At 62.8% G+C, this 24,639-nt stretch carries 17 protein-coding genes and 3 pseudogenes; 10 read left to right on the plus strand and 10 right to left on the minus strand.

Annotation, left to right across the window (positions count from 1 at the left end):
• Nucleotides 1-479: 479 nt before the first annotated feature.
• On the plus strand, nt 480-1,817 hold the full coding sequence (locus BJF89_RS13980) for a sodium/glutamate symporter (RefSeq protein WP_075815723.1): 1,338 nt from the start codon (nt 480-482) through the stop codon (nt 1,815-1,817).
• Between the two features lie 86 nt (nt 1,818-1,903).
• Nucleotides 1,904-3,009 (plus strand): annotated as a pseudogene (locus BJF89_RS13985) (alcohol dehydrogenase catalytic domain-containing protein).
• Here BJF89_RS13985 and BJF89_RS13990 read toward each other — a convergent pair.
• Nucleotides 2,993-4,618: an FAD-binding oxidoreductase gene (locus tag BJF89_RS13990; RefSeq protein ID WP_075815724.1), complete on the minus strand. Its 1,626-nt coding sequence runs from the start codon at nt 4,616-4,618 to the stop codon at nt 2,993-2,995. The pseudogene BJF89_RS13985 and the gene BJF89_RS13990 overlap by 17 nt on opposite strands.
• A gap of 103 nt (nt 4,619-4,721) precedes the next feature.
• Here BJF89_RS13990 and BJF89_RS13995 point away from each other — a divergent pair.
• From BJF89_RS13995 to BJF89_RS14020, 7 genes and pseudogenes are all read left to right on the plus strand, one after another.
• Nucleotides 4,722-5,725, plus strand: a pseudogene (locus BJF89_RS13995) (class I adenylate-forming enzyme family protein); the annotation flags it as partial.
• Between the two features lie 171 nt (nt 5,726-5,896).
• Entirely contained in the window at nt 5,897-6,214 is a 318-nt protein-coding gene (locus tag BJF89_RS19725) for a hypothetical protein (protein WP_255372687.1), read from the plus strand.
• Nucleotides 6,215-6,238: 24 nt separating this feature from the next.
• Nucleotides 6,239-8,089 (plus strand): DUF3556 domain-containing protein, encoded by a 1,851-nt coding sequence (locus BJF89_RS14000; RefSeq protein WP_075815725.1) that lies wholly within the window; start codon nt 6,239-6,241, stop codon nt 8,087-8,089.
• Nucleotides 8,086-9,506 (plus strand): annotated as a pseudogene (locus tag BJF89_RS14005) (phytoene desaturase family protein). The gene BJF89_RS14000 and the pseudogene BJF89_RS14005 overlap by 4 nt, the downstream one beginning before the upstream one ends.
• Entirely contained in the window at nt 9,503-10,789 is a 1,287-nt protein-coding gene (locus BJF89_RS14010) for a CdaR family transcriptional regulator (RefSeq protein ID WP_075815726.1), read from the plus strand. Before BJF89_RS14005 ends, BJF89_RS14010 begins: the two are co-directional and overlap by 4 nt.
• 177 nt (nt 10,790-10,966) lie before the next feature.
• Complete coding sequence (locus BJF89_RS14015) at nt 10,967-12,442, plus strand: APC family permease (RefSeq protein ID WP_075815727.1); 1,476 nt, start codon at nt 10,967-10,969, stop codon at nt 12,440-12,442.
• 60 nt (nt 12,443-12,502) lie between these two features.
• A complete protein-coding gene (locus BJF89_RS14020; protein ID WP_075815728.1) occupies nt 12,503-13,810 on the plus strand; it encodes an NAD(P)/FAD-dependent oxidoreductase in 1,308 nt (435 codons plus the stop codon).
• A 20-nt stretch (nt 13,811-13,830) separates the two neighbouring features.
• On the opposite strand, the gene BJF89_RS14025 is transcribed toward BJF89_RS14020, so the two are convergent.
• Nucleotides 13,831-14,856: a helix-turn-helix domain-containing protein gene (locus tag BJF89_RS14025; protein ID WP_255372670.1), complete on the minus strand. Its 1,026-nt coding sequence runs from the start codon at nt 14,854-14,856 to the stop codon at nt 13,831-13,833.
• 164 nt (nt 14,857-15,020) lie between these two features.
• On the opposite strand from BJF89_RS14025, the gene BJF89_RS14030 reads away from it, so the two are divergent.
• Nucleotides 15,021-16,421 (plus strand): aldehyde dehydrogenase family protein, encoded by a 1,401-nt coding sequence (locus BJF89_RS14030; RefSeq protein ID WP_083650844.1) that lies wholly within the window; start codon nt 15,021-15,023, stop codon nt 16,419-16,421.
• A 32-nt stretch (nt 16,422-16,453) separates the two neighbouring features.
• Here BJF89_RS14030 and BJF89_RS14035 read toward each other — a convergent pair whose 3' ends face one another.
• The 8 genes from BJF89_RS14035 to BJF89_RS14070 form a co-directional block, all read right to left on the minus strand.
• Nucleotides 16,454-17,218: a VWA domain-containing protein gene (locus tag BJF89_RS14035; RefSeq protein ID WP_075815730.1), complete on the minus strand. Its 765-nt coding sequence runs from the start codon at nt 17,216-17,218 to the stop codon at nt 16,454-16,456.
• The gene (locus tag BJF89_RS14040; protein ID WP_075815731.1) at nt 17,190-18,329 is read right to left on the minus strand and encodes an ATP-binding protein; all 1,140 of its coding nucleotides are present in this window, start codon (nt 18,327-18,329) and stop codon (nt 17,190-17,192) included. Before BJF89_RS14040 ends, BJF89_RS14035 begins: the two co-directional genes overlap by 29 nt.
• Nucleotides 18,326-18,634, minus strand: a complete 309-nt coding sequence (gene catC / locus BJF89_RS14045; RefSeq protein ID WP_075815732.1) for a muconolactone Delta-isomerase — start codon at nt 18,632-18,634, stop codon at nt 18,326-18,328. Before catC ends, BJF89_RS14040 begins: the two co-directional genes overlap by 4 nt.
• A gap of 33 nt (nt 18,635-18,667) precedes the next feature.
• Complete coding sequence (locus BJF89_RS14050; protein ID WP_075815733.1) at nt 18,668-19,840, minus strand: muconate/chloromuconate family cycloisomerase; 1,173 nt, start codon at nt 19,838-19,840, stop codon at nt 18,668-18,670.
• The gene (gene catA, locus BJF89_RS14055) at nt 19,800-20,651 is read right to left on the minus strand and encodes a catechol 1,2-dioxygenase (protein WP_075815734.1); all 852 of its coding nucleotides are present in this window, start codon (nt 20,649-20,651) and stop codon (nt 19,800-19,802) included. Before catA ends, BJF89_RS14050 begins: the two co-directional genes overlap by 41 nt.
• Nucleotides 20,652-20,919: 268 nt before the next feature.
• The gene (locus BJF89_RS14060; protein ID WP_075815735.1) at nt 20,920-21,840 is read right to left on the minus strand and encodes a dioxygenase; all 921 of its coding nucleotides are present in this window, start codon (nt 21,838-21,840) and stop codon (nt 20,920-20,922) included.
• Between the two features lie 13 nt (nt 21,841-21,853).
• A complete protein-coding gene (locus tag BJF89_RS14065; protein WP_075815736.1) occupies nt 21,854-22,942 on the minus strand; it encodes a maleylacetate reductase in 1,089 nt (362 codons plus the stop codon).
• Nucleotides 22,943-23,043: 101 nt separating this feature from the next.
• The gene (locus BJF89_RS14070) at nt 23,044-24,570 is read right to left on the minus strand and encodes an ATP-binding protein (RefSeq protein ID WP_075815901.1); all 1,527 of its coding nucleotides are present in this window, start codon (nt 24,568-24,570) and stop codon (nt 23,044-23,046) included.
• Between the last annotated feature and the right edge of the window lie 69 nt (nt 24,571-24,639).

Raw genomic sequence — 24,639 nt, forward strand, 5'->3', positions numbered from 1 at the left:
ATGAGCCGGTCAGGGTCTCGCCCTTCTTCGGGCCGTCGGTGTGCTCCCCGCGCCAGCGGGGATGAGCCGTTGCCGACGACGGTGATCGGGGTGGTTCCCTGGTGCTCCCCGCGCCAGCGGGGATGAGCCGTTGCCGACGACGGTGATCGGGGTGGTTCCCTGGTGCTTCCCGCGCCAGCGGGGATGAGCCCACCGTGCTCAACCGGGTCAGGAAGTTCGAGGTGCTGCTCCCCGCGCCAGCGGGGATGAACCCAAGCACCAACTCAATCATCTAGAACAGCCCCGTACGACGCGCCGCCCCCACCACCAGATGCCGAGGAAGACACGCAGTTTGCACTGGGTCTTGCGCTCAGGACGATGCGCTGAAAACGCTGGAACCCCGTCCGGCTAGGATGACCAAGTTCCGGCCTGCCACCCGTCATTATCAGGGGGCAGGCTTTCTGACGTCGGACGACTAGTCGAACATTCCAGGAGGCCATGTGGAGTACACCCCGTTCACGCTGCTGACAGATGTCGGTTGGATATCGCTGCTACTGGTCATAGGCAATCTGCTACGCCGCCATGTACCGGTCTTCCGGTCACTTCTGCTGCCCAGTCCCATCATCGCCGGCCTGCTGGGCCTCCTGTTCGGCCCACAGGTCCTCGGTCTCATCGGACTGTCGGACGCCATGGGCGACTACACCACGTTGCTGATCGCGCTCGTCTTCGCCGCGATGCCCTACTCGATGCGTTTCGACCGGTCGGTACGTCGCGGAGCCAAGACAATGTGGTCGTTCTCGACCGCGATGTTCCTGGGGCAGTGGGGTGTGTTCATCCTCCTGGGAGTCATCCTCTTCCAGCCGGTCTGGGGGACGGAGGACTGGTTCGGCATGATGTTGCCCGTCGGGTTCGTCGGAGGATTCGGGACCGCGGCGGCGGTAGGCTCGTCGCTGGAAGCCGCCGGCGCGACAGCAGCAAGTTCGCTGGGCTTCACCTCGGCGACAGTGGGGACATTTGCCGCAATTGTCGGTGGCATCATCATCGCGAACTGGGGTATCCGCAAGGGGAAGACAACCGAACTTCCGGCCGCGCTCCCGTGGGACCTCCGGTCCGGTTTCATCGACAAGGTCAGTGAGCGCCCCTCCATCGGGAAAGCAACGACGAACCCCTCGTCAATCGAGCCGTTGGCACTGCACCTCGGTGTGCTGGTACTCACCGTGATGGCAGCACACTACATCAACCAGGGGATCTCACATCTCTTCCCCGACGTGTCAGTGCCGCTGTTCGCGATGTCATTCGTCGTCGGCATCATCGGCCAACTGCTGCTCGGTGCCGTCCGCAAGCCCACCTACCTTGACAAAGACACCGTCTCCTCGATCTCCGGTGCATCCACGGACTACCTGATCGCCTTCGGCATCGCCTCGATCGCGCCGGCGGCGATCGCCGACTACTGGGTCCCGTTGGTCATCCTCTTCGTGCTCGGCACCGCATACTGCGTGTTCTTCTGCTGTGTCATTGCACCGCGCTTCTTCGGCGAACACTGGGTGGAACGGGGCCTGTTCGGATGGGGCTGGGCCACCGCTGCGGTGGCCACCGGCATCGCCTTGTTGAAGATCGTGGATCCGAAGATGAAATCCGGGACGATGAACGAATACGGCGTCGCCTACATCGGGTTCGCCCCGTTTGAAATCGGTATGACCATCATCGCACCGATGGCGGTCATCGCCGGCTGGACGATGGGGTTGGGCGCGGCCACACTGGTGCTCGCTGCGGCGATCTTCGCCGCGCCGTGGATATTCCGCTGGCTACCCCACCACCAGCACTCCCCACACGTTTAAGACCCCGGACTTCCCGCCGAAGCACCGGGACTCTAGTGTGATTCATCAGGGAAACATTCCACCACACCACCACTAAGGCGGCACGAATGAGAATCACCGGAGCAGTACTCGAGGACATCGGACGTCAACGTCCGTACACGGACAGCCGGCCGATCACCATCAGCGAACTCGACCTCGATTCGCCCGGCCCCACCGAGGTCCTGGTCAGAATCGAAGCTGCCGGACTGTGTCATTCCGACCTCTCCGTCGTTGACGGCAACCGGCCGCGGCCCGTGCCCATGCTGCTCGGGCACGAGGCCGCGGGAATCGTCGTCGACACCGGTTCTAAGGTCGATGACCTGGAACCGGGCGAACGAGTCACCATGGCCTTCCTCCCCCGGTGCGGGGAGTGCGACGGCTGCAGGACAGACGGACGTCTGCCCTGTGAACGTGGCTCCGCCTCCAACACCGCAGGCACTCTGCTGCACGGCACACGTCACCTGCACCGTGACGGTGAGGTCGTCCAACACCACCTGGGCGTGTCCGGGTTCGCCACCCACGCCGTCGTCGACCGTGCCTCCCTGGTGAAGATCGGCAATGACGTTCCCCCGGAGATCGCGGCGGTCCTCGGGTGCGCCGTCTTGACAGGTGGAGGTGCACTGCTCAACGCGGTCCAACGCGGGAACAATGAGTCCGTCGTGGTCGTCGGCCTGGGTGGCGTGGGCATCTCCGCCCTGATCTCCGCCGTCGCTGAGGACAAGGGTGACGTCATCGCCGTCGACGCCCTGCCCGAGAAACTGGAACTCGCCAAGGAACTCGGTGCCACATCGGTCTACACCCCGGCCGAGGTCGCGGAGCAGGGCATCAAGGCTGACCATGCGCTGGAATGCGCCGGGCACCCCAAGGCCTTCGAGACCGCCTTCGCCGCGACGAAGCCGGGCGGACGCACCGTCACCGTCGGCCTCCCCCACCCGAGGCAAAGTCCGGGATCCCGACGGCAGTCGTCACCGGCGAGGCACGCACCATCATCGGCAGCTACCTCGGCTCGGCGGTGCCCCAGCGCGACATCCCCACCTTCGCGGACTGGTGGCGCTCCGGCAAACTTCCGGTGGAGAAGCTGATCTCCCGGACCATCCGTCTCGACCAGATCAATGAAGCGATGGATGAACTCGCCGACGGGCGGGCTGTCCGCCAGGTCATCCTCTTCGACTGAGCGGATCAACCAGCACACAGGGATTCAACACACCGGACGGGTCGAGCGTCGACTTGGTCGCCTGCAGCGCTTTCCCGAACGGTTCGGAACGTTGCCGGTCGTACCACGGACGGTGGTCGCGTCCGACCGAATGGTGGTGCGTGATGGTCGCCCGGTGCTCGAGCAGAACCTGCGAGACCGCGGCCTTGACCTGGTCCCACTGCTCCACGGTCCGCCCCCACGTCCCACCGGCGTAGATCCCGAAGTACGGAGCAGGCCCGTCCGGGTAGACGTGGGTGAAACGGCAGCTCACCACCCCGGTGATGCCGAGATCCCCGAAGGCGGCCATCGCGGCGGCGGTCACGGCATCCCTCAGTTCCTCCACCTTGTCCCAGGTGCAGGACGTCTCGAAGGTCTCGACGATCATCGAGGACCGCGCGAGAGCGTCGCGCTGGTAGGGCATGCGGATGAACGACGACCGCCACGTCCCCGCCGCGCCCGCCCGGTCTGTCTGCTGTGTCGCGTCGGTGCTGCGTACGCCGTCCGGCACGGTGCCACCGTGGTCACGGCAGATCTCCAGGGCCACAGCCATAGCCTCGTCCATCGGGCGCGCGGCGGACTCGAAACCGAGGACGAGCACGCCGCCGGACGTCGGCGTCCCGGCATTGAGGAGAGCCTCGACGGGGTCGAGCAGACGGCAGTTCGCCGGGTAGAGACCCGCCTGTGCGATCCGGCGGGTGGCGTTCACGGCGGCAGAATAGTCGTCGAAATGGACGGATGCCCCGGTGCGCCACCGTGGACGGTCCTGCAACCGCACCCAGGCCTCCGTGATCACCCCGAACGCCCCTTCCGAACCGAGGAACATCCTGTCCTGCGACGGACCTGCACCTGATCCCGGCAAACGCCAGGACTCCGCGGCGCCGACAGGCGTGATCACCCGCATGGACTCGACGAGATCGTCGATGTGGGTGTAAACCGTGGCGAAGTGTCCCCCGGCGCGTGTGGCGAGCCACCCACCGAGAGTGGAGAACTCGAACGACTGCGGGAAATGGCGCAGGGTCAGGCCATGAGGCCGCAAACCGTCCTCGATCGCAGGACCGAAGGCACCCGCCTGGATGCGCGCGGCCCTGCTGACGGGATCCACCTCCAGGATCCGGTTCATGGACGTCATGTCGAGGGAGACGATGGCACGGTACGCCTCCCGCAGACCCCGTGGCTCCACTCCTCCGGTGACCGAGCTACCGCCTCCGAAAGGGATCAGTGCGATGTCGTTTCCGGCGCACCAGTGAAGGACGTCGACCACGTCCTGCTCCGTTCGAGGTCGGACGACCAGGTCGGGGACGTCCTCCACCGCGCCGTGCAACATACGCACGACATCCCGGAAGGCCTGGCCGTGGGAATGCGCCACCCTGTCCACGACATCGTCCGACACAAGGTGACGCAGCGGCGTCGGAGCGTCGAGGCGTGGTGCGGGGACGCCGAGTTCCGTAGGTGACGGAGGGTGGTGTTCGGTCAGGTCAGCGTCCGGCAACAGGAGACTGACGCGTTGCAGAAGCTCGTCACGTTCGTTGCCGGAGACGGCGTCCGCGACGTTTCCCCATCCCCACCACGATCTCTCGTTCGCCACCATTCGGGTTCCTTCCTTGGTTGTTCACGGTGCACAACTTCTCCGCAGAACTTCGTCCCGAGGAGACATGTGACTGCAGTCACAGCCACCCTACTGTGATTAGCACATGAAAACGAAGGAGGAACCAGTGTTCACGTATCTACCCTGGGCCAGCGGAGATGACGCACGGCTCCGGCCCGCTGTCGCCGACGAACGTCTCTCACTCACGGTCGGGGACCTGGCGGATCATGCGCGCACCTTCGCCGCACGGCTGACTGCCCGCGGCATCGGACGATCTGACGTCGTCGCCGTCATGCTCCCCAACCGTGTGGAGCTGATCGTCGCCATGACGGGCGCCTGGTACGTCGGCGCAGCAATGACGCCGGTCAACCCCGCCTTCACCGATTCCGAGGCCCGTCACCAGCTGGAGGATTCGGGGGCATCACTCCTCGTCTGCGCCGAGCCGGAACGTTTCGCCGACACCGTCACCACAGTCGGGGTCGACGAGGTGATGGAGCCCGCTCCGGACACTGACCCCGGCGCACCGGTGGGCCTCGCCGGCGACGATCTCGCACTGCTCGTCTACACCAGCGGCTCCACGGGGCGGCCGAAGGGAGTCATGCTGGGGCACGCGCAACTGGACGCCATGTCCGCGCAGATGGTGGACCGGGCCTCCCTGCGCCCCGACGACCACTGCCTCCTGGTCCTGCCGTTGTTCCACGTGAACGCCATCCTGCTCAGTGTCCTCGCCCCGTTGCGGGTGGGCGCCCGTGTCACCGTGGTCGGACGGTTCGTCCCGCAGGCCTTCCTCGACAGAGTCGCCGAGGTCGGCGCGACGTTCTTCTCGAGTGTGCCCACGATCCTCGCTCACCTCACCGAGGTACCGCCGGACGACCGTCCGGCGACTGACTCCCTACAGTTCGCCGTGTGCGGTGCCGCCCCGGCGTCCGTCGATCTGCTGCACCGGTTCGAGAGCCAGTTCGGCACCCCGTCGTCGAGGGCTACGGATTGACGGAGGGCACCTGTGCCTCCTCCTGCAACCCGGTGGAAGGGCGCCGCAAGCTCGGGATGGTCGGGCCGGCGATGCCGGGCCAGCACCTCAGGATCGTCGACGGAGGGGGCGACGATCTGCCCCCCGGGTCGCCCGGGGAAATCCTGGTCAGCGGTCCTACGGTGATGCAGGGATACCTCAACCGTCCGGACGCCACCGCTGAGACTGTCGTGGACGGCTGGTTGCACACCGGCGACGTCGGAATCCTCGACGACGACGGCTACCTCACCGTGGTTGACCGCATCAAGGACATGATCATCCGCGCGGGCGAGAACATCTACCCCAAGGAGATCGAGGACACTCTCCTGAGTCTCGACGGCGTCCTCGAAGCGGCGGTCGTCGCCCGGGAACACCCGGTCTACGGGGAAGTCCCGGTCGCTCTGGTCTCACTCTCCACCGGAAGCACACTCTCCGCCGAGGGCCTCCTCGAGCACTGCCGCCGTCATCTCACCAGGTTCAAGGTCCCCGTCGACCTGCAGATCATCGACGAACTACCCAAGAACCCGGTGGGGAAGATCGACAAACCCACGCTGCGTGCACGGTTCAGCGCAACACCGGCACCCCAGTAACCCCACCGAACAAGGAGAAGCATCATGGGACTACTCACACCGGACCTCCCTCCCGGAGACCCAGCAGCCGTCGGCACCATGCCGTTCCGCGACCGGATGAAGGTGATGTGCCACCACTGGGGCGAATACGGCTTCGGTGTCCCGAAAGTCATCCTGATGTTCTACATCGTCAAGATGGCCGCTTATGTGGGACTCGGCATCCTGATCGTCGGGCTGACCACACCCGATCTCGGCGGATTCAGCAATTTCGCCGCCTGGTGGAACGAGCCCGTCGTCTACCTCAAACTGATGGTCTGGACGATCCTCTTCGAGATCGTCGGGTTGTCCGCGTCATCCGGCCCGATGTCGTTCAACATCAATCCCCCCTTCGGTGGGTGCCTGTACTGGGCCCGGCCGAAAACGCTCCGGCTGCCGCCGTGGCCGGGGAAGGTCCCGTTCACCTCGGGTGACTCGCGTTCCTGGTTCGACGTCGCCCTCTACCTGCTGATCATCGCCAACCTGGTGTTCCTGCTCGTCCACCCCGGCGAGCGCCACGACCTGGTCCCGAATGCCGAGGCGGGCCTCCTGCCCTCCTGGGCCCTGCTGACCTACCTGGTGATGATCTGCGTCCTGGGGCTCCGCGACAAGATCGTCTTCCTCGCCGCCCGGTGCGACCAGTACCCGCTGATCCTGCTCGCTTTCGCGGTACTGACGTCCTTCACCGACATGATTCTCGCCGCGAAGATCGTCATTGTCGTCGTCTGGGTCGGTGCCGGGTTCTCCAAACTGGGCCACCACTTCTCCCCCACCGTCTCCGCCATGACAGCCAACACACCCTGGATCCCCAGTAAGGCGCTCAAGCGTGCTATGTACCGGAAGTACCCGGACGACATGCGTCCGTCCACACTCACCCACCTGATCGCCCACGTCCCCGGCACCGTCCTGGAGATCGGCGCTCCCCTGGTCCTCCTGTTCTCCACCAACCGGACGGTAACCCTGATCGCACTGATCGGCATCCTGGCTTTCCACGCCTACATCATCTCCACCATCCCCCTTGCCGTCCCGCTGGAATGGAACATCTTCTTCATGTTCGCCGCGGTGTTCCTGTTCTGGGGTTATGACGCCGGTGCCGGCTACGGGGTCACCGACTTCAGCTCCCCGTGGGTCGGCATTGTCGTCGCGGCGTGCGTGCTGATCTGGCCCGTCCTTGGAAATCTCCGCCCGGACTGGATCTCGTTCCTGGTCTCCTACCGCCAGTACTCCGGTAACTGGGCGACGTCCACCTGGGCCTGGAAGGACAAGGCCGCCGAGGACAAGCTCGAGGAGGATATCGTGAAGTCCGGCGAACAGCATTCGCGCCAGATCAACGACTACTTCGGCGAGGACATCGGGGAGGTCTTCACCCAGAAGGCCGTCGCCTTCCGTGCGATGCACAGCTCAGGCCGGGCGATCTACTCAATCCTCGACAACTACGTGGACATGGACACCTACCGCATCCGCGAAGGTGAAACCGTGGTCTCCGGTCTGATCGGGTGGAACTTCGGGGACGGACACCTTCACGATGACCAGCTGGTCGACGCAGTCCAGAAGCGGTGCAACTACGCTCCCGGCGAGATGGTCGTCGTCTACACTGAGTCACAACCCGTCAACCGCAACTACATCGAATACCGGGTCATGGACGCTGCCTTCGGCATCGTGGAACGGGGTACCTACAAGGTCGTCGACTCCACCTCCGAGCAACCGTGGCTACCCAACGGACAGATTCCGCACACGGTGACCTGGCGGATGCCCGGCTACGACTTCCCCGGTGTCAGGCCTGCTGCCGACGTGCCCGCTGCAGAACAGGAGACGGAAACAGCCCGTACCCGGTCAGGAAATGAGACGCTGCAACCATGACCAAGGCAACTGTCGTCGGAAGCGGCCCCAACGGACTCGCCGCCGCAGTCACCCTCGCACGCGCCGGCGTCGACGTCACCGTCCTCGAAGCCGCCGACCACCCTGGCGGCGGCACCCGCTCAGGCGAACTCACCGTCCCTGGACTGATCCACGACCACTGCTCAGGGATCCACCCCCTCGCCGTGGACACCGCATTCTCACGGTCGGTTGACCTGGCCGCCCACGGCCTGCGGTGGACATGGCCGAACGTGCAATACTCCCACCCGCTCGACGACGGTCGCGGGGCCGCCGTCCGGCAGGACGTCGACACCACCGCCGGTGAACTCGGAGCCGACGCCGCCACCTGGCGTGCGGTCTTCGGTCCGCTGTCCCGGAACTTCCCGGAAGTCACCGACGATTTCCTCCGCCCGATGCTGCACCTTCCGGTCCACCCGCTGAAACTGGCGCATTTCGGGGCCTTCGCCGGACTGCCCGCCAGCGTCCTCGGGCGCCTGTGGCGCACACCCGAAGCCCGCGCACTGTTCTCCGGCATAGCCGCCCACGCCTTCCGACCGTTCCACACCCTCGCGTCCTCTGCGGTGGGGGTGGCACTGGGGACTGCCGCGCACACCTTCGGTTGGCCAGCCGCCGTCGGCGGGTCCGCGGCGATCTCCAGTGCCATGGTCAGCGTGCTCGAATCACTCGGAGGACGGGTCGAGACCGGTGTGCAGGTGCGGTCGTTGGCTGAGCTCTCCGATTCAGAGGTGGTCATGCTCGACACATCGCCCCGTGCCGCGGCCCAGATCGCCGGGGAGGCGCTGCACCCGTCAGTCGCCCGGGCACTGACCCGCTACCGGCACGGCCCCGGCGCCTTCGTCACCCACTTCGCCGTCGACGGCGGCGTGCCGTGGCAGCACACGGACTCCCGGCACGCCGGCACCGTCCACGTCGGGGGACCTTCGGGGAGATCGCCACCGCGGAGGCACAGGTCCACCGCGGGGTCATGCCGCACCGGCCATTCATCCTGGTGGCACAGCAGTCGGTGGCGGACACCGTCAGAACCCGTGACGGCATTCAGCCCGTCGACGCCTACGCCCACGTCCCCGCCGGGTACACCGGTGACGCCACCGAGGCGATCATCGCACAGATCGAACGGTTCGCCCCCGGGTTCCGTGACCGGATCGTCGGGCAGTCCGTGCACAGCGTCCGCGACGTCGAAGAGCACAACGCCAACTACATCGACGGTGACATCATCACCGGGGCCAATTCACTGCGGCAACTGCTGTTCCGACCCAGGATCGCCCTCGACCCCTACCGCACGGGCACAGCCGGAATCTACCTGTGTTCGGCCGCCACTCCCCCGGGTGCCGGAGCCCACGGCATGTGCGGCTACAACGCCGCCCGTTCCGCACTCGCAGAACTCGGGGTAACCGAATGACCGCGGACATACCCACCGGCACGACCACCACCGACCGCCTCGTCCAGCAGGTCGTCGATCGACTCCGGTCCCGGTTCCCCGAGGTCAGCGCCGCGATGACAGGCCTGATTCTCGACGCTTCGGGGCCTCTGGACCTGGCGGAACTGCGGCCACTGCTGGATGCCAGTGTGGAAGGCAACCTGGATACGGGGCTGCACCTGCTCGTCAACGATATTCCCGTCGACCATGCCCGCCCCAGTACCGCGGCCATCGAATACGCCTACCGTCTGGCCGAACACGGGATCCCGGCGGACGCGCTGCGCCGTGCGTATCATCTCGGGTCCGAGGCGATGCGGCGGGAGTCTTTCGCAGAGGTCCAGCGCCTGGGGTGCTCGCCGGACGAGAAACTGCACGTGCTTCACCATATCGACGGATTCCTGCACACCTACATCGACTGGATGAGTGCCGAGGTACTCGCCGTCCACGACCAGGAGACCCGCCGACTCACCGAGTACAGCGCATCAGCCACGGCCACAATGGTCAGGGATGTTCTCGACGGCGTTGACGTCAACCCCAGTGCCTTCGAACGCACCACCCGGTACCGGATCGACCAACGGCACCGTGGAGCCGTGGTCTGGGTCGACCGGGCGAATCCCGCCGTGGACTACACCCCGTCCCTGATGCAGATGGTGAACCGGATCGCACGCGACCCGGTGTGCAACGGCCCGGTGATGTTCACTGCGGTGGACCGTGGCTCGGCACGGGTGTGGTTCGGCGTAGGTACCGACAACGATCTGCGGGCGTCACTGTCGGAAACCCTGGCACGTCTGCCCGGTGCACGAATCGCATTCGGAGGGAGCGGGACAGGGGTCGACGGCTTCCGGCGGACCCACCGCCAGGCTCTCGCTGCAGGCAGAATTGCGCGGATCTCCACCAGGACTCCTGCTACCCCGGTGTCCTACGATGACCCCGGAGTGGCTGCCACAGCCATCCTCACCGAAAACATGTCCGGGGTGAGAACGTGGATCTCTGAGGAACTCGGCGGACTGGCATGCGTCACGGAGACCGCCGAGCGACTGCGTGAAACGTACCTGTGCTTCCTGGACAATGACAGCAGCTTCACCCGCACCGGAGCAGAGATGAACCTCCACCGGAACACGGTCAAGTACCGGGTGGAGCAGGCGTTGGAACTCCTGGGCGAGCGCGCCGGCGAGTCCGGCGGACGCAGCAGGGCTGACATCGCCATGGCACTGCACGTGTGCCGGATCCTGGGAACCGCCGCTCTGGGTGAGACCGGGGAATAGCCTGCGTCTGCGGAGAGACCCGCATTGCCCGACTCTGACGAACGGAGCCAGCCCGTCTCTGGTCTCACCTTGCCTCCATTCGCCTACGGCCAACAATCCCGCGCTACAGACAAAGAGCACACATGTGTCCCAGGTCATACTGAGGAAACCATGGACCCGTAGAGCGGAGAGCATCACATGAGTGACAAAAACACGTTGAAGAAAGGGCGCCTGGGTACAGCAGCGCTCGTATTCATGATCATCGCGGCCTCAGCACCGCTCACCGTCCTCGCTGGCGGAGCGCCGACCACATTCGCGGTCTCGGGTCTGCTCGGACTACCCGTGGGCTACCTGGTGCTCGGGGGCGCGCTTATCGTTTTCGCGGTCGGTTACTGCGCAATGAGCTCCAGGGTGCACAACGCCGGGGCGTTCTACGCCTACATCTCTGAAGGCCTCGGTCCGCGCCACGGTATCGCTGCCGCGCTCCTGGCACTGGTCGTCTACAACATGCTGCAGGTAGGACTCTACGGACTGTTCGGCTTCTCATTGTCGGCCGCACTCGCCACCTGGACAGGATTCAGTGTCCCATGGTGGGTGGCAGGAGCCGTCGGATGGCTCATCGTCGCACTCATGGGTATTAGCAACGTCGATCTTTCTGCCAAGGTGCTCGGGGTGCTTGTGTCACTCGAGTTCGTGGTCGTCCTGGTAGTCATGGGCCTTGCACTACTGAACTCGGAGGAAGGGATCAGCGCCGACTCCGTCCTTCCCGAACAGTTCCTCACACCAGGAGTGGGCGTACTACTTGCATTCTCCATCGCGGCGTTTATGGGTTTCGAATCCGGAGCAATATACTCGGAAGAATCGAAAGAACCGAGCAGGACAGTTCCGCGTGCGACCTATATCGCGGTCAGCATCATCGCTCTCTTCTACGCATTATCAACCTGGGCGCTCACTATGGGAGTCGGTCCTTCATCGGTTGTCGACGAGTCGCGAGAGTATGGTCCCGACCTGGTATTTGTATGGCTCGCTGAATTCTCCCCGCTGCTCTCCGACATTGTCCACCTACTCTTCGTCACGAGTATCCTCGCCGCGCTGGTTGCATTCCACAATGCAGCTGCCCGCTACTTCTTCGCCCTCGGACGTTCCGGTGTCCTCCCCCGACGTTTAGGGACACCGGGCCGAAACGGGGCGCCGATCGCCGGCTCCGTCACACAATCCGCAATCGGCGTCATCATCGTCGTCGTTTTCGCTGTTGCCGGTCGTGGATCCGAGCTGGGAGAGCTCTTCCCGGTCATCACGCTTTTCACGTGGTTCTCGACAGCTGCGGCATTCGGTCTCGTCTTCCTGCTCGCCGTCACTTCATGTGCAGTACTGGTCTGGTTCCGCCGAGATGACCACGGTTTCAGCGTATTCACTCGGGTCATCGCACCAGCGGTGTCAGCTGTATCGATGCTGATCGTCGCGATCCTCATCCTCGTCAACTTCGACATCATGATCGGTGAGGAATCTCCCCGCGCATTGGTCTTCATCATGCCCGGCATCATCATCGGCGCGGGGATCATGGGTGCACTCTGGTCCCTGCGATTCCCCAATGAGACCGTCGACATGGATGCCCTTCCACACCATCCGGAGACACGACCGGAACCGCTGGAGACGGCGACGGCGGTGAGGTGATCCGTCTCAGCCTCTCACCCCTGAAAAAGTACGTAGAAGCTTATAAACAAGGAGAACTCCATGAACAAGAAAGTAGTCGTTGTAGGAGCAGGATTCGCTGGTCTGGTTGCTGCTCGTGAATTGCAGCTCGCAGGAATCGAGGTCGACGTCGTTGAAGCCCGCGACCGTATTGGCGGACGTGCATGGACCGATGAACGCATGGGCGCCAAGCTGGAGCTCGGTGCCACATGGGTTCACTGGCACCAACCGCACATCTGGTCAGAGATCACCCGCTACGGTCAGGAAATCTATCCCAGCCCGCACGTGGACACCGCCTACTGGATCAGCGCCGGCGAGATTCACTCCGGGACCGAAGAAGAAGTCGACCAGAAACGTGTCCGAGCAATGAACCGGATATACGAGGGTTCGCGGGAGTTCTTCCCGAACCCCTACGAACAACTCTCCGCCCTAGACGACCCGGACCTCCGAGAAAAATTCATTGAAGCTGACTGGAAGAGTGTCTTCGACGAGCTCTCTGACGGAGATTTCTCCCAAGAAGAGATTGATCTGACGGACGCATACTGGTCCGGTGGATTCATCGGAGAACCGCGGGAAGGCTCGTCGCTGATGGCCAAGCAGTGGGCTGCCCTGTGTGACCATAATATGGCTGCAGTCGATGCTCAGACTCTCGGATACAAACTAAACAATGGAATGAAAGGCCTCTACGAGGGGATCGCCGGCGACCTGAGGTCCCCGGTTCGGCTATCAACACCAGTCTCGGACGTCGCCCACACAACAACTGGCGCAACAGTCACGCTCTCCAATGGAGAGAAGATCGCATGTGACGCAGTCATCATGACAGTTCCGGTAGGGGCCCTGGGAACCGTGAAGTTCAATCCTCCACTCCCCGAAAAGATGAGCAAGGTCGTCGACGAGAAATGGAACTCCACAGGAGCTAAGATCTGGATCAAGGTTAAAGGTCATCACAACGTCATGGGCATGGCCCCGCAACCGGCGCCGATCAACATGCTGCGGTCCGAGGTCTTCACCGATGACTCCACCATCATCGTCGGATTCGGTGCGTACCATGACAAGCTCGATCTCAATGACCCCGCCTGTGGCCAGCAGATCATCGACCACTGGCTCCCCGAACTGGAAGTCACGGAATGTACTGGCCATGACTGGGTGTCCGACCGGTGGAGCGGACAAGCGTGGGCGACACCTCGCAAGGGCCAGTTCACCGACAGTTGGCACCACTTCCGGGACACAGGCACCCGTCTCCACTTCGCGGGATCCGACTGGGCGAACGGATGGCGGGGTGTATGCGTCGACGGAGCACTGGAGATGGGTGTGTCGACGGCCCGCAGTGTTATACGCGAACTCAGCTGAGCGCTTACCGGGATCGAGCGTCACCGGTGCAACCGCGTGCGGTAGGCGCGCGGTGACTCACCGTACTCGGAGCGGAATGCCTTGGAGACATGTGAGGCGTCGAAGAGGCCGTGGCGGGCACTGATCGCCTGGACCGTCTCACCCCGCAATTGCGGGTCGGCAAGATCGGAATGGATCGCGCTCAACCTCCGGGACCGGATATAGGAGGCAACGGTGAGCTGCTGTTCGGCAAAGTGAGTGTGCAGGCTCCGGACTGAGACATAGAGTTCACGCGCTACAGTACCCGGCGACAGCTCCGGATCGGCCAAGTTGGCGTCGATGAAGTTCACGGCACGATGAAAAACAACGGAGGGCGCGGCCTCTCCCGTCGCATCACTCCCACCACGTTGTGCATGATCAGCAAGCACCGTAACGAGAACGTCGAGTGATGAACGGATAAGAGACTGGCCGTGTGCTCCACGGAGTTCATCGAGATTTCCCGCCAGCTGCCGGAACAACGGGACAGCAACTTTCCCCAGCCCTTCATCATGGGAGATCGGTGTTGCCGTTACAGTCTCAATCTCATCGTCTCTCAGTTGGATGTAGGACCGGGGGAAGAACACCACGAGACTACGCTGCCGTTCCGGAAACTCCAGGTTGTACTCGCGGTCACCGGTGTAGAGAGCGAGATCCCCAGGACGTAGTTCGCAGGTACGTCCGTCCTGCGACAGTACGCAGCGCCCCTCCAACTGGAGGCTGAGCTTGCACATCGGGGTCCCCCGCCCTTCTCCGCCCGGCGGATGAACGGGCCCCACCGCCGTGATGTTCGGGTGGCCGACGGTATGGGCATCGGTGAGCATGTCGAAAAGTTCGACATCTCCCAGGTGCAGATGTCGTGCTTGAGCAGTAAATCCTGGGGACGGACTACTCACCCGGATACCACTGAAGTTGCGGCTGATCAATTCCGTCCACTGCATGAAATCGTGTGATCGTGTCGTCTCCACGCCGGTCGTCATCTCTTCCTCCTGCTGCGGGGCGTCTGCGTCCAGGTACGTCGTTCCGGACACCTTTAAGCCTAAAACGACTGGCGTACACTACAGAACAAAAAGCCTGCACAATAAAGCAATTCCTTAGTCTCACCACCCGGCACAATGGACTCCACCACGCGGTTAGGCGAAAAGCCACAGTGGCCGTCCCGAACAATTTCGCACTGACTTGAGAAGGAGTGGACATGTACACAGACCTACTGGACGCCGTCGGAGCCGGCGCCACCGAAGGTCGGGGAGTCCCCGACCCCGCCACCGGAAGAATCATCGGCTACGCCCCCCAGCAATCATCAGATGACCTGGATGCGGCTGTTGCTGCAGCGAAAGCAGCCCAGCCTGCATGGCATGTCGTGGGGCATGATGAGCGTTCAAGGCTTCTCGTAGCCGCGGCCGCAGCCGTCGACGGGCGAGCAGAGGACCTCGCCCAGCTTCTTACGCGGGAATCGGGAAAACCACTCAACGGCCCGAATGCCCGTATGGAGGTCGGAATGTGCAGTGACTGGCTGCGCGCAACCGCCGGTTTTGATACCCCCCAGGACACCCTTGTCGATGACGACGATGCCCGCGCCACCATGTCATATGAACCAATCGGTGTCGTCGGGGCGATCGGCCCCTGGAACTGGCCGCTGATGATCACCGTATGGCAGTTCGCGGCCGCGCTGCGCATGGGCAACACCGCCGTGGTCAAACCGTCGGAATACACTCCCCTCAGCGTTCTGTCGCTGGTTCATGTCATCAATGAGGTGCTCCCGGAGGGTGTACTGCAGGTGGTCTCAGGCGACCGTGAGGTCGGCGCGCGACTGAGTGAGCATCCCGACATCGGAAAGATCATGTTCACCGGATCCATCGCCACCGGTCGTGCGATCGCCGCGGCCGGCTCATCCACTCTCAAGCGACTCACTCTGGAACTCGGTGGCAATGACCCGGCGATCATCCTGGACGACTGCGATCCGAAAGCGATCGCTGAGGATCTCTTCTGGGGAGCGTTCATCAACACCGGGCAGACCTGCGCGGCGGTTAAAAGGGTGTACGCTGCAGCTCCTGTCTACGATGAACTCTGCACGGCCCTGGCAGACATTGCTGCGGCTGTCCCGATGGGCCCCGGTACCGACGAAAACAATGTCCTCGGGCCGCTGCAGAACCCGGCGCAGTATCACATCGTGTCTGAACTGGTCGATGCTGCGCGGGAGAGCGGCGCACGGATTCTGACTGGCGGTGATCCAGTGGACGGACCCGGAAACTTCTATCCGGCGACCATCGTCGCGGACATATCCGCAGATAATCCGTTAGTCACCGAAGAGCAGTTCGGTCCTGCACTGCCGATCGTCCGCGTCGAGGACATCGACGAGGCAGTCGACCTCGCGAATTCGCTCGAGGTGGGACTGGGAGCGTCCGTGTGGTCCGCCGACCGCGACCGGGCACTGGCGGTTGCCCGCCGGGTCCGCGCCGGCACCGTCTGGATCAACGGACATGCGAAACCCGACCCGCGGATCCCCTTCGGTGGCATCAAACAGTCCGGCTACGGGTTGGAGTTCGGCGCCGAAGGTCTGAAGGCGGTCGCCGTGCCTAAGGTTTACAACGGCTGACTGACAGGCCTTTCCCCGGCACCAGCCACCGTTCATAACCTGACTTCCGACCTCAGGTTGTCGGAGTTCATCTCCGACAGACGGACACATGGCGCATCGAGCTGTTCCGCCAAGGGATACGCCAGTTTCTTTCTCACTTTCATTCTTCCTTCGCAGTCGACGACGAGATTTCCCGACAGCCCGGCACGGACAATACGTCGACACGCAGTGACGACCCCCGATGTTCCGGCATCGGAGGTGTCCTCGCCATCTGTCATCACCACCAGTAGGGCACGACGCCCCGGTTCGCGACGGTGTTCCTGCTCCAGAAGGTCCAGGGCCATCAACAAACCTTCGGCCAGTGGAGTACGGCCTCCTACCGGCATAGTGTCCAACCTACGTCGTGCAACGTCCACTGAACCGGTCGGGGGAAGCACCAATGTCGGCTGCGCACCGTTGACGGCGATGACTGCAACCTTGTCCCGTCGTTGGTACGCGTCGGTGAGCATAGAAGTCACCGCACCAGTGACAGCGCGGACCCGTGACCGAGCGGACATCGACCCGGACGTATCCACGACGAACACGATGAGGTTGGACTCCCGTCCTCGTCGCAACGACCCTCTCAGGTCATCAGCATGGAGTTCCACCAGGTCATCTTTCACCGCGGCGCCCCGCTCAGCCGCGGCCATCAGTGTACCCAGCAGGTTTATCCCGTGCCCGCCGGATGTGGCACGGATATCGGCACCGTGAGGCGTATGTGCCAGCGAGCGACGACCCGTAGGGGCGTCCTCACGTCCGGTGCGGTCCAGGCGGAACACCCGCGGATCGAAAGGGTTCGCCGGTGCCGGCGGTACCTGCCTTCCCGGTCGGCTGCGGGCGTGCCTGTGAAGCACCCTGCGTCGCTTGGTCATCGGACGGGATGTCACTGTCGACCAGTACCTCGGCACCGGTTTCCTCATCGGTGGATTCGCTCGCCGGTCCTCCATCATCATTCTCTTCGAAGAATCGCCGCGCTTCTTCGAGGGTCTCACGGACCTCCCGTTCCTCCATCTCCGGAGCCTCGAACGGTTGCCGGCGGCGGCGATGCGGCAAAGCAAGCCGCGCGGCAACATCGATGTCGATGTCGAGCACCCGTCGCCGGCCCTCCCATGCCGCATGCGCGATTGCGGTGCGGGTGATCACAAGATCTGCGCGCATCCCGTCGACATCGATCCTGGAGCATAGCCAGGCAATGTGGTTCAAGACGGCGTCCGGCAGGACTACCTCACCGATGAGACGGCGGGCCCGGCTGATCCTGTCTGCGATCCGCAGATCCTCCCCCTCCCACTGCGCCATCATCATGTGGGGGTCGTCTTCGAACGCGAGTCGACGACGAATAATCTCCACCCGCGTCTCCGGCTGCGTCGATGCGGCGACATCCACAGCCAGGCCGAACCGATCCAACAACTGAGGGCGTAATTCCCCCTCCTCGGGATTCATTGTGCCGACCAGAACGAAACTCGCCGGCGAGCTGTGCGAGATTCCGTCACGCTCTACAGTCACCCTCCCCGAGGCAGCAGCATCCAACAACGCATCCACGAGATGATCCGCCAGCAGGTTAACCTCATCGACGTAGAGAACTCCACCGTGCGCCTGTGCGAGGAGTCCGGGCCGGTACTCCGCTCTACCGGTGGTGAGAATCGTCTCCATGTCGAGAGAGCCGACGACCCTGTCCTTTGTGGCGCCGACAGGAAGGTTCACCAACGGAGCATCACCCAGCAGTGACGCGAACGCACGGACCGTCGTGGTCTTCGCCGTCCCCTTCTCACCTCTGACGACCACACCGCCGATACGTGGTGAGATCGCGGTGAGGATCAGGGAGAGCCGGAGATCATCCTGGCCGACAACTGCCGAGAACGGGAAAAGGGGTTGTGGTGCACCGGCGGTCATTCGTCCGCCCTTCCAGACTCACGAGGCATAATGTCCGACGGATGGTGCGCCAATGCGGTCACGGTGCAGGACATGAACCGGAACAGCGGCAGGTTCCAGAGAATGTCGTGCAGTTCATCAGCATCTGACACCTCGAACACCGAGTAGTTCGAGTACTCGCCGGCGATCCTCCAGATGCTGTGCCACACCCCCTGGCGCTGCAGGTCCTGGGAATACTCCTTCTCCCGCGCAATCGTCTCTGCAGCGGTATCAGGATCCAGGTCATACGGGATTGACACGTCCATACGGACGAGAAACATGGCCATGGTCGGCCTCCTTGGTGTAGTCGGTGGTGTTTCTCATTCACGGGTGAAGCGGTTGATGGCCGACCAGTCCGGTTTAAGGCCGAGGCCGGGACCGTCCGGCAGGCTGACCTTCCCGTCTGCGTAGACCAGGTCGGTCGTCGTATACGATTCCCGCAACAACATAGGGCCGAAGAGTTCACTACCCCAGCTCACCGCCGGCACCGCGCAGGCAAACTGCAGGGACGCCGCTGTACCAAAAGGCCCTTCCAGACTGGTGGCACCGTGACAAGCCAGGCCCGCGGACTCCGCAACAGCCGCAGTCTTCAACGACTCCCGCAGTCCGCCCAGCTTTGTCGTCTTCACGGCGATGACATCTGCCGCTTCTGCTCTGACGACGGCGAGGGCGTCAGCTGGGCTGCACACCGATTCGTCCGCCATCACGGGCACACCGGTACGTCGGGTGATTTCTCGGAGCGTCGCCAGATCATGTGCAGGAGTCGGCTGCTCGAAAAGATCGTAACCTGCCTCCGCTAGCCGTGGCAGGTGTGTCAGCGCTGTGATCCGGTCCCACCGGGCGTTGACGTCGATACGCAGCGACACCCGGTCACCGACCTCTGAAGCCAGGGAGACCAATCGGTCAATGTCTCGCGCGGGGTCCCCCGCCCCCATCTTCAGTTTGAAACTACGGTGCCCGTGGGAGGCGATGCGCTCCTCGATCTCAGCAACGGCGGTTTCCACCGGAAGCACTCCGAGTGCCCAGGTGACATCGACGGAATCACGGCACTGACCACCAAGCAGGTCTCGGACCGGAACCTCTAGGGACCTCGCCCACGCATCATGCATAGCAACATCACAGGCCGCTTTGGCGAACCGTGCATTGGCGACGACCTTCTCGATGTCGGACAAGATCCCGACGAGTTCGTCCACCCGTCGGCCGATCATCACCGGTGCAATGAACGCGTCGACGAGAGGTTTCATCGTCTCGACACACTCACCGCCCCACCACGGTCCACCGGGCACGACGCCTTCGCCGAACCCGGTCACCCCGTCCCTGGTGGTGACACTCACCAACAGGATCGACTGCTCAGTGGCGGTTGTGGTGGCGAACCCGTGCGGTCGGATCAACGGCACGTCAAGAATGCGCGTCTCGACCCGTTCGATGGTCAAGCCCGGCTTCGCCACGTCCTCAGTCCTCCTTGTCCAGCGCGAAGCTGTAGTCGACGACATTCATGTCGCCCTCGGTAGCCGGATCCAGGAGAAGCTCCGGCTTCACGGCGGTAGCGACATCGTTCTCAATCCATTTTCCGCCCTTGAAGTACAGTTGCGTGGTGATCTCCCGGTAACCGGGGTGGGTGACCCGCAGGTGCAGATGCGCCGGGCGCCACGGATGACCACCATAGGACTCGACGAACCACCCGGTCGGACCATCATGAGGAATCATGTACGGAGCAGGCTGGAGCGTCTTGATCTCGTACTTGCCTTCGTCATCAGCGACGATTGTGCCGCGGAGATTCCACTCAGGGATACCGGGAGCGAACTGGGAATAGTAGCCGTCCTCGTCAGCATGCCAGAGTTCGAGATGCGCGCCCGCCAGACCATTGCCGTCGATGTCACTGACTTGTCCCCGGAAGATCAGCGGTGTGGCTGCCTTGTCCTTGTCCCGCATCGGCATCTCACAGTGTGACGGCAGCTCGGGCGCATCCGGAACATAGTACGGCCCTTCAATGGACCCCTTGGTCCCGGTGTACCCGTGGCGGTTGTAGTTGATTTCCTCAATTTCGTGCTCGATGAAGACGTCAAGCCACAGTGGCCACTCCCCGTACTCTCCGACGTCAATCATCCACTGTTTGACGACCGCATATTCGTCGTAGGTCACCTCGTGCTTGCGTGCGACGTCCCCGATCGCGCCAAGAAGATCCTTGTAGATCGCATTCGCCCGTTCCCGGGAGGTGTCGGAACTCACCCGATTTTTCTTGAACTTGTCCGTCGCGGCATTTCCGGATCCGTGGGCGGTGGGGTTGTCTGTTCCCGTAGTCATGGCCTCTCCTCAGTGGTGGTGCTATTGCAGGTGGAACATTTTCCACTGTGGTGCACGACACAGCCCCAGTCAATGAAAGGAAACCTCTACACAGCGACGTGACATTTCCCGTCAATACTTTCAGTCATAACGAAAACAGCAGTTCATACGCCATATAGTTCCGGTCGTAAATTCCCCGACGAGGATCAAAGCACAACCTTCTCCTACGCAGATCCCTCATGCAGGTAAAGGTTTCCCCACCCCTGTTTTCGACTCCCTACCCTACACGTCACGTCGTGATTTCTTCTGGCGCGAGAACAATATCGAAACGTGCACGGGTCCACTCTCTGTCGTCCAGCTGCCGCCCGTCGGGGGCAGGAGTTCCCGGAGACTGCCTGCGGAAGGTCTTAACCAGGCTTTCTTTCACGCCGAATACCGAATCACCGATATCCAACTGCGGATCCCCCTCGACGAAGATATGGGTCACGAGGGTACGGAGCCCCGGTGCCGTCACCATGAAATGGAGGTGTGCAGCGCGCACCGGAGACCGACCGACGGCGCTGAGCATTTTTCCCACCGGCCCGTCGTGCGGGATCGGATACGGTACCGGGGTGAGCCCCCAAAACCTGAAACCACCGTCGTCATCGCTGTAGAGGCAGGCCCGTCCTGCCGTCCGACCGTCGCCGTACTGTACGTCGTACAAGCCGTCCTCATCGCATTCCCATACCTCTATCCTGGCCCCTGGCACCGGCCTACCGTCAGTGTCCGTTACCGTCCCTTCGATCCAGGCCGGCTCACCGACGGCACCAGCGGAGATGTCACCGCCGAGGGCGACCTCGGGAGCATCGTCGACGAAGAAGGGGCCGAACACCGTGGCTTCCGTCGCGTTCCGGTATGCCTCGTTGTTGACAGCGATCGTCTGCATGGAGACCCCGAGCGTGTCGGAGAGCAGAATGAACTCCTGTCGGGTGTCATCCGTGATGTGTCCGACAGCAGTGAGGAAGTCAATGGCGTACTTCCACTCCTCCTCTCTCAACCGGACTTCCCGGATAAATGCGTGAAGGTGACGGACAGCTCCCTCCATGAGCTCGCGCAACCGTGGATCGGAACAGTCGGAGAACGAATCAAGGACACGATCAAGGAGATCTTCCTCGACCGCTGCCTGACGCTCGCCGGGGGCGTGTCCCGGGTGACGTTCACTTGTGGTCATAGCGTTCACTCCTCTACATCAAGGTCTTGGGATCACTGCCGTCCATGGCAGCGCGTAGCAGTGTGGTCAGTGCGGCTTCCGTGACCGGACGCGGATTGCCCTCCGGAATCTGCTGCTGGATGACCTCGACTGCGGAAGGTATGTCCGAGGCCCTGAATCCGTAGTCGGACAACCTCCGTGGAGCGGAGACTCGTTGTCTCAGGGCAGCAAGTCCCGCCGTCGCTTCGTCGGCTCCCAGTGCACGCGCGATCCTCGCGTCTGCGGTGGGGGCATGCGGGGCATTGAATGCCAGGACATACGGCAGGACAACGGCGTGGGTCTGTGCATGAGGCAGGTTGAACGTGCCCCCGAGCACGTGACAGATCTTGTGGTGGAGGCCGGAACCCGCGGACGCGAAAGCGACTGCCGACAGGTAGGCACCGTAGAGCATCCGGTCCCTCCCTGCGACTGATGCAGGATCCTCGACGATCATTGGAAGCCCTTCACCGAGAACACGGATTCCTTCGGTCGCCATGGCGGCGTTGATCGGATCGGCCCGCGGCGCCCAGAGTGAATCCACACAATGGGCGAGGCCGTTGAGGCCGGATGCCACCGACATCTCCACGGGAAGTGACATCGTGAGCTGCGCATCGTAGATCACGGTCACCGGGAGTACGGAGTCGGATACCCCGGTTGTCTTACGACTGCTCTCAGTCAGCCCCCACACATTCGTGGCCTCGGAGCCTGCATAGGTGGTTGGAACCGCGATCACAGGATGCCCCTCGGTCAACGCCACGGCTTTGGCCAGACCCGTGGTGGATCCGCCACCGACGCATACGAGCACGTCTACGTCGGCATCCCGGGCAGCGTCACGTGCCGCTTCGGCAGTCTCCACCGGCACATGCATGGTCACCTCGGTGTGCCATACCGACACATCCAGGTCCCCCGCCACTTCCTGTGCAAGATGACGTTCACGCTCCGCGGCGATCACCATAATTCTTGAGGCATTCAAACGGGCGACCTCGTCAGCAAGATTCGACCGGGCCCGTCCGTAACCGAACAGGACCCGCTGCCCCAGCGTCACGTGGTTGAACGCGATCGAGCTCTCGTTGTTGTCCGGCATTCTGGTCTCCTTGTGCCTGTGTATGTGGCCTCTACTGTGGTTCCCGACACCTCGAGTGACAACAGCTCAGTGACTCATCTTTAGTGCATTCGGGGAATCCCCTACCCCTGGATGTGCACCTCACTCAACGGGAAACTGATACGTACGGCAGTCCCACACGGCTCATTGGGTTCGTATGTGATGTTCCCTCCGTGACGTTGGACGATATGTTCACAGATCACCAGTCCGATACCTGAACCGTCGGTCTTCGACGAGAACGCGCCGGCGGCAAGCATGTCCGCTGGTTCCCGGGACATTCCTCTCCCCCGGTCGCGGACGACGACGGACGCCGTGCCACCGGTGACCTCCGTGGAGACGACCATGTACTTCTCGTCGGTCGTGGGCAAGCTGACCTCGTCAATGGCATTGACACAGATGTTGATGATGACCTGCCCGATCAACACGCTTTCACCGACCATGGTCGGTCGGTCACCGCACAGGTCAGCGATCACTTCCACACCCTTGTCCTCCGCACGCAGTCGCACGAAATAGAGGCTTTCCTCCACAACCTCGTTGAGATCGACGACCGTACTGACGTTCTCGATACGCCGAACATACTTTTTTACTGACGACACGATGTCGGACACCCGCCCCAACTGGGACCGTGCCTGATCCAACCCGTAGTCAAGGTCCTGAACCTCACTGTGGTGCCGGCTCAGCCTGCGACGAACGCCGTCAAGATAGTTCGTCGCTGCGGCGATCGGTTGCCCGAGATCATGCGCGAGAATCATCGCCATATCCCCCATGGCGTTGTAACGACTCATGTACTGCAGGTTCTTCTCCTGGTACGCATTGCGCCGCTCCCACTCGACCTTGCTGGAGATGTCCCTGACAGTCAGCACGCGGATGCAGCTGCCGTCAAGGACGACGTTGTCGAGGATTCCTGCCAACCAGCGCACTTCACCGGTGTTGCTGGAGACCCTCATACGGATCGTCACAGCTCCGTCGGGCTTGCTCATTTCCGCGACAATGAACATATCGTCCAACGGGGTATCGATGTCGGCAAGTTCATCAAGCCGCTTTCCGAGCATCTCCTCCACCGATGACCCCACGAGCTTCGCAGCGAAAGGCGACACGTCCTCCACCCGGTAGTCCCGGTCGAGCAGCATCATCCCGGATGACGTGTGAAGCATCAGCCGATCAAGGGAGTCTTCCACCCATTTGCTGGAATCCGGTACCACCTCCGCCTCGCGTATCACACGGAACTCCACGAGGATGACATCCACAGACTCCCCTGACTCTGCAGGCTCCTTGCCCGTCTCCCCGGCTCCGGAGAGGGTGACCAAGGTGGCGACTGCGTCCGTCATGAACTCGCCCCCGTCACGATTCGCGTATTTCCAGAGCCTCTTGTTGCTTCCGTAAACCACTGCTGCCTGCAACCACGCCGTGCCCATCGCCCGCCGGTAGCGCGGATCCTGTGAACTCATGTGATGCGCCTTCAGTGACCGCAGTTCCTCGACCGAGTAGCCGAACTCCATGCACGCTGTCCGGTTCGCCCAGAGGATGCTCTTCGACTTCGCGTCGTGGACCAGCCATCCATTAGATGAGCTGTCCGCCAGAAGGCGGAAGCTCTCTGCGTCAAATTCCATGGTGACCACTATAGGTGTGCGGGAAAACTGCTGGAAGACCCGAAGAAGCAACCGCGAATAAAGATTCCT

It is taken from the genome of Corynebacterium sp. CNJ-954 (assembly GCF_001942345.1).
In the GTDB taxonomy this organism is placed as follows: Bacteria; Actinomycetota; Actinomycetes; order Mycobacteriales; family Mycobacteriaceae; genus Corynebacterium.

Coding starts and splice junctions, on each gene's coding strand:
- BJF89_RS13990 (WP_075815724.1), bottom strand. CDS start 4,618: ATGGTGGCGAACGAGAGATCGTGGTGGGGATGGGGAAACGTCGCGGAC.
- BJF89_RS19725 (WP_255372687.1), top strand. CDS start 5,897: ATGATCATCCGCGCGGGCGAGAACATCTACCCCAAGGAGATCGAGGAC.
- BJF89_RS14000 (WP_075815725.1), top strand. CDS start 6,239: ATGGGACTACTCACACCGGACCTCCCTCCCGGAGACCCAGCAGCCGTC.
- BJF89_RS14010 (WP_075815726.1), top strand. CDS start 9,503: ATGACCGCGGACATACCCACCGGCACGACCACCACCGACCGCCTCGTC.
- BJF89_RS14015 (WP_075815727.1), top strand. CDS start 10,967: ATGAGTGACAAAAACACGTTGAAGAAAGGGCGCCTGGGTACAGCAGCG.
- BJF89_RS14020 (WP_075815728.1), top strand. CDS start 12,503: ATGAACAAGAAAGTAGTCGTTGTAGGAGCAGGATTCGCTGGTCTGGTT.
- BJF89_RS14030 (WP_083650844.1), top strand. CDS start 15,021: ATGTACACAGACCTACTGGACGCCGTCGGAGCCGGCGCCACCGAAGGT.
- BJF89_RS14040 (WP_075815731.1), bottom strand. CDS start 18,329: ATGACCGCCGGTGCACCACAACCCCTTTTCCCGTTCTCGGCAGTTGTC.
- catC (WP_075815732.1), bottom strand. CDS start 18,634: ATGGCCATGTTTCTCGTCCGTATGGACGTGTCAATCCCGTATGACCTG.
- BJF89_RS14050 (WP_075815733.1), bottom strand. CDS start 19,840: ATGTCGTCGACTACAGCTTCGCGCTGGACAAGGAGGACTGAGGACGTG.
- catA (WP_075815734.1), bottom strand. CDS start 20,651: ATGACTACGGGAACAGACAACCCCACCGCCCACGGATCCGGAAATGCC.
- BJF89_RS14060 (WP_075815735.1), bottom strand. CDS start 21,840: ATGACCACAAGTGAACGTCACCCGGGACACGCCCCCGGCGAGCGTCAG.
- BJF89_RS14065 (WP_075815736.1), bottom strand. CDS start 22,942: ATGCCGGACAACAACGAGAGCTCGATCGCGTTCAACCACGTGACGCTG.
- BJF89_RS14070 (WP_075815901.1), bottom strand. CDS start 24,570: ATGGAATTTGACGCAGAGAGCTTCCGCCTTCTGGCGGACAGCTCATCT.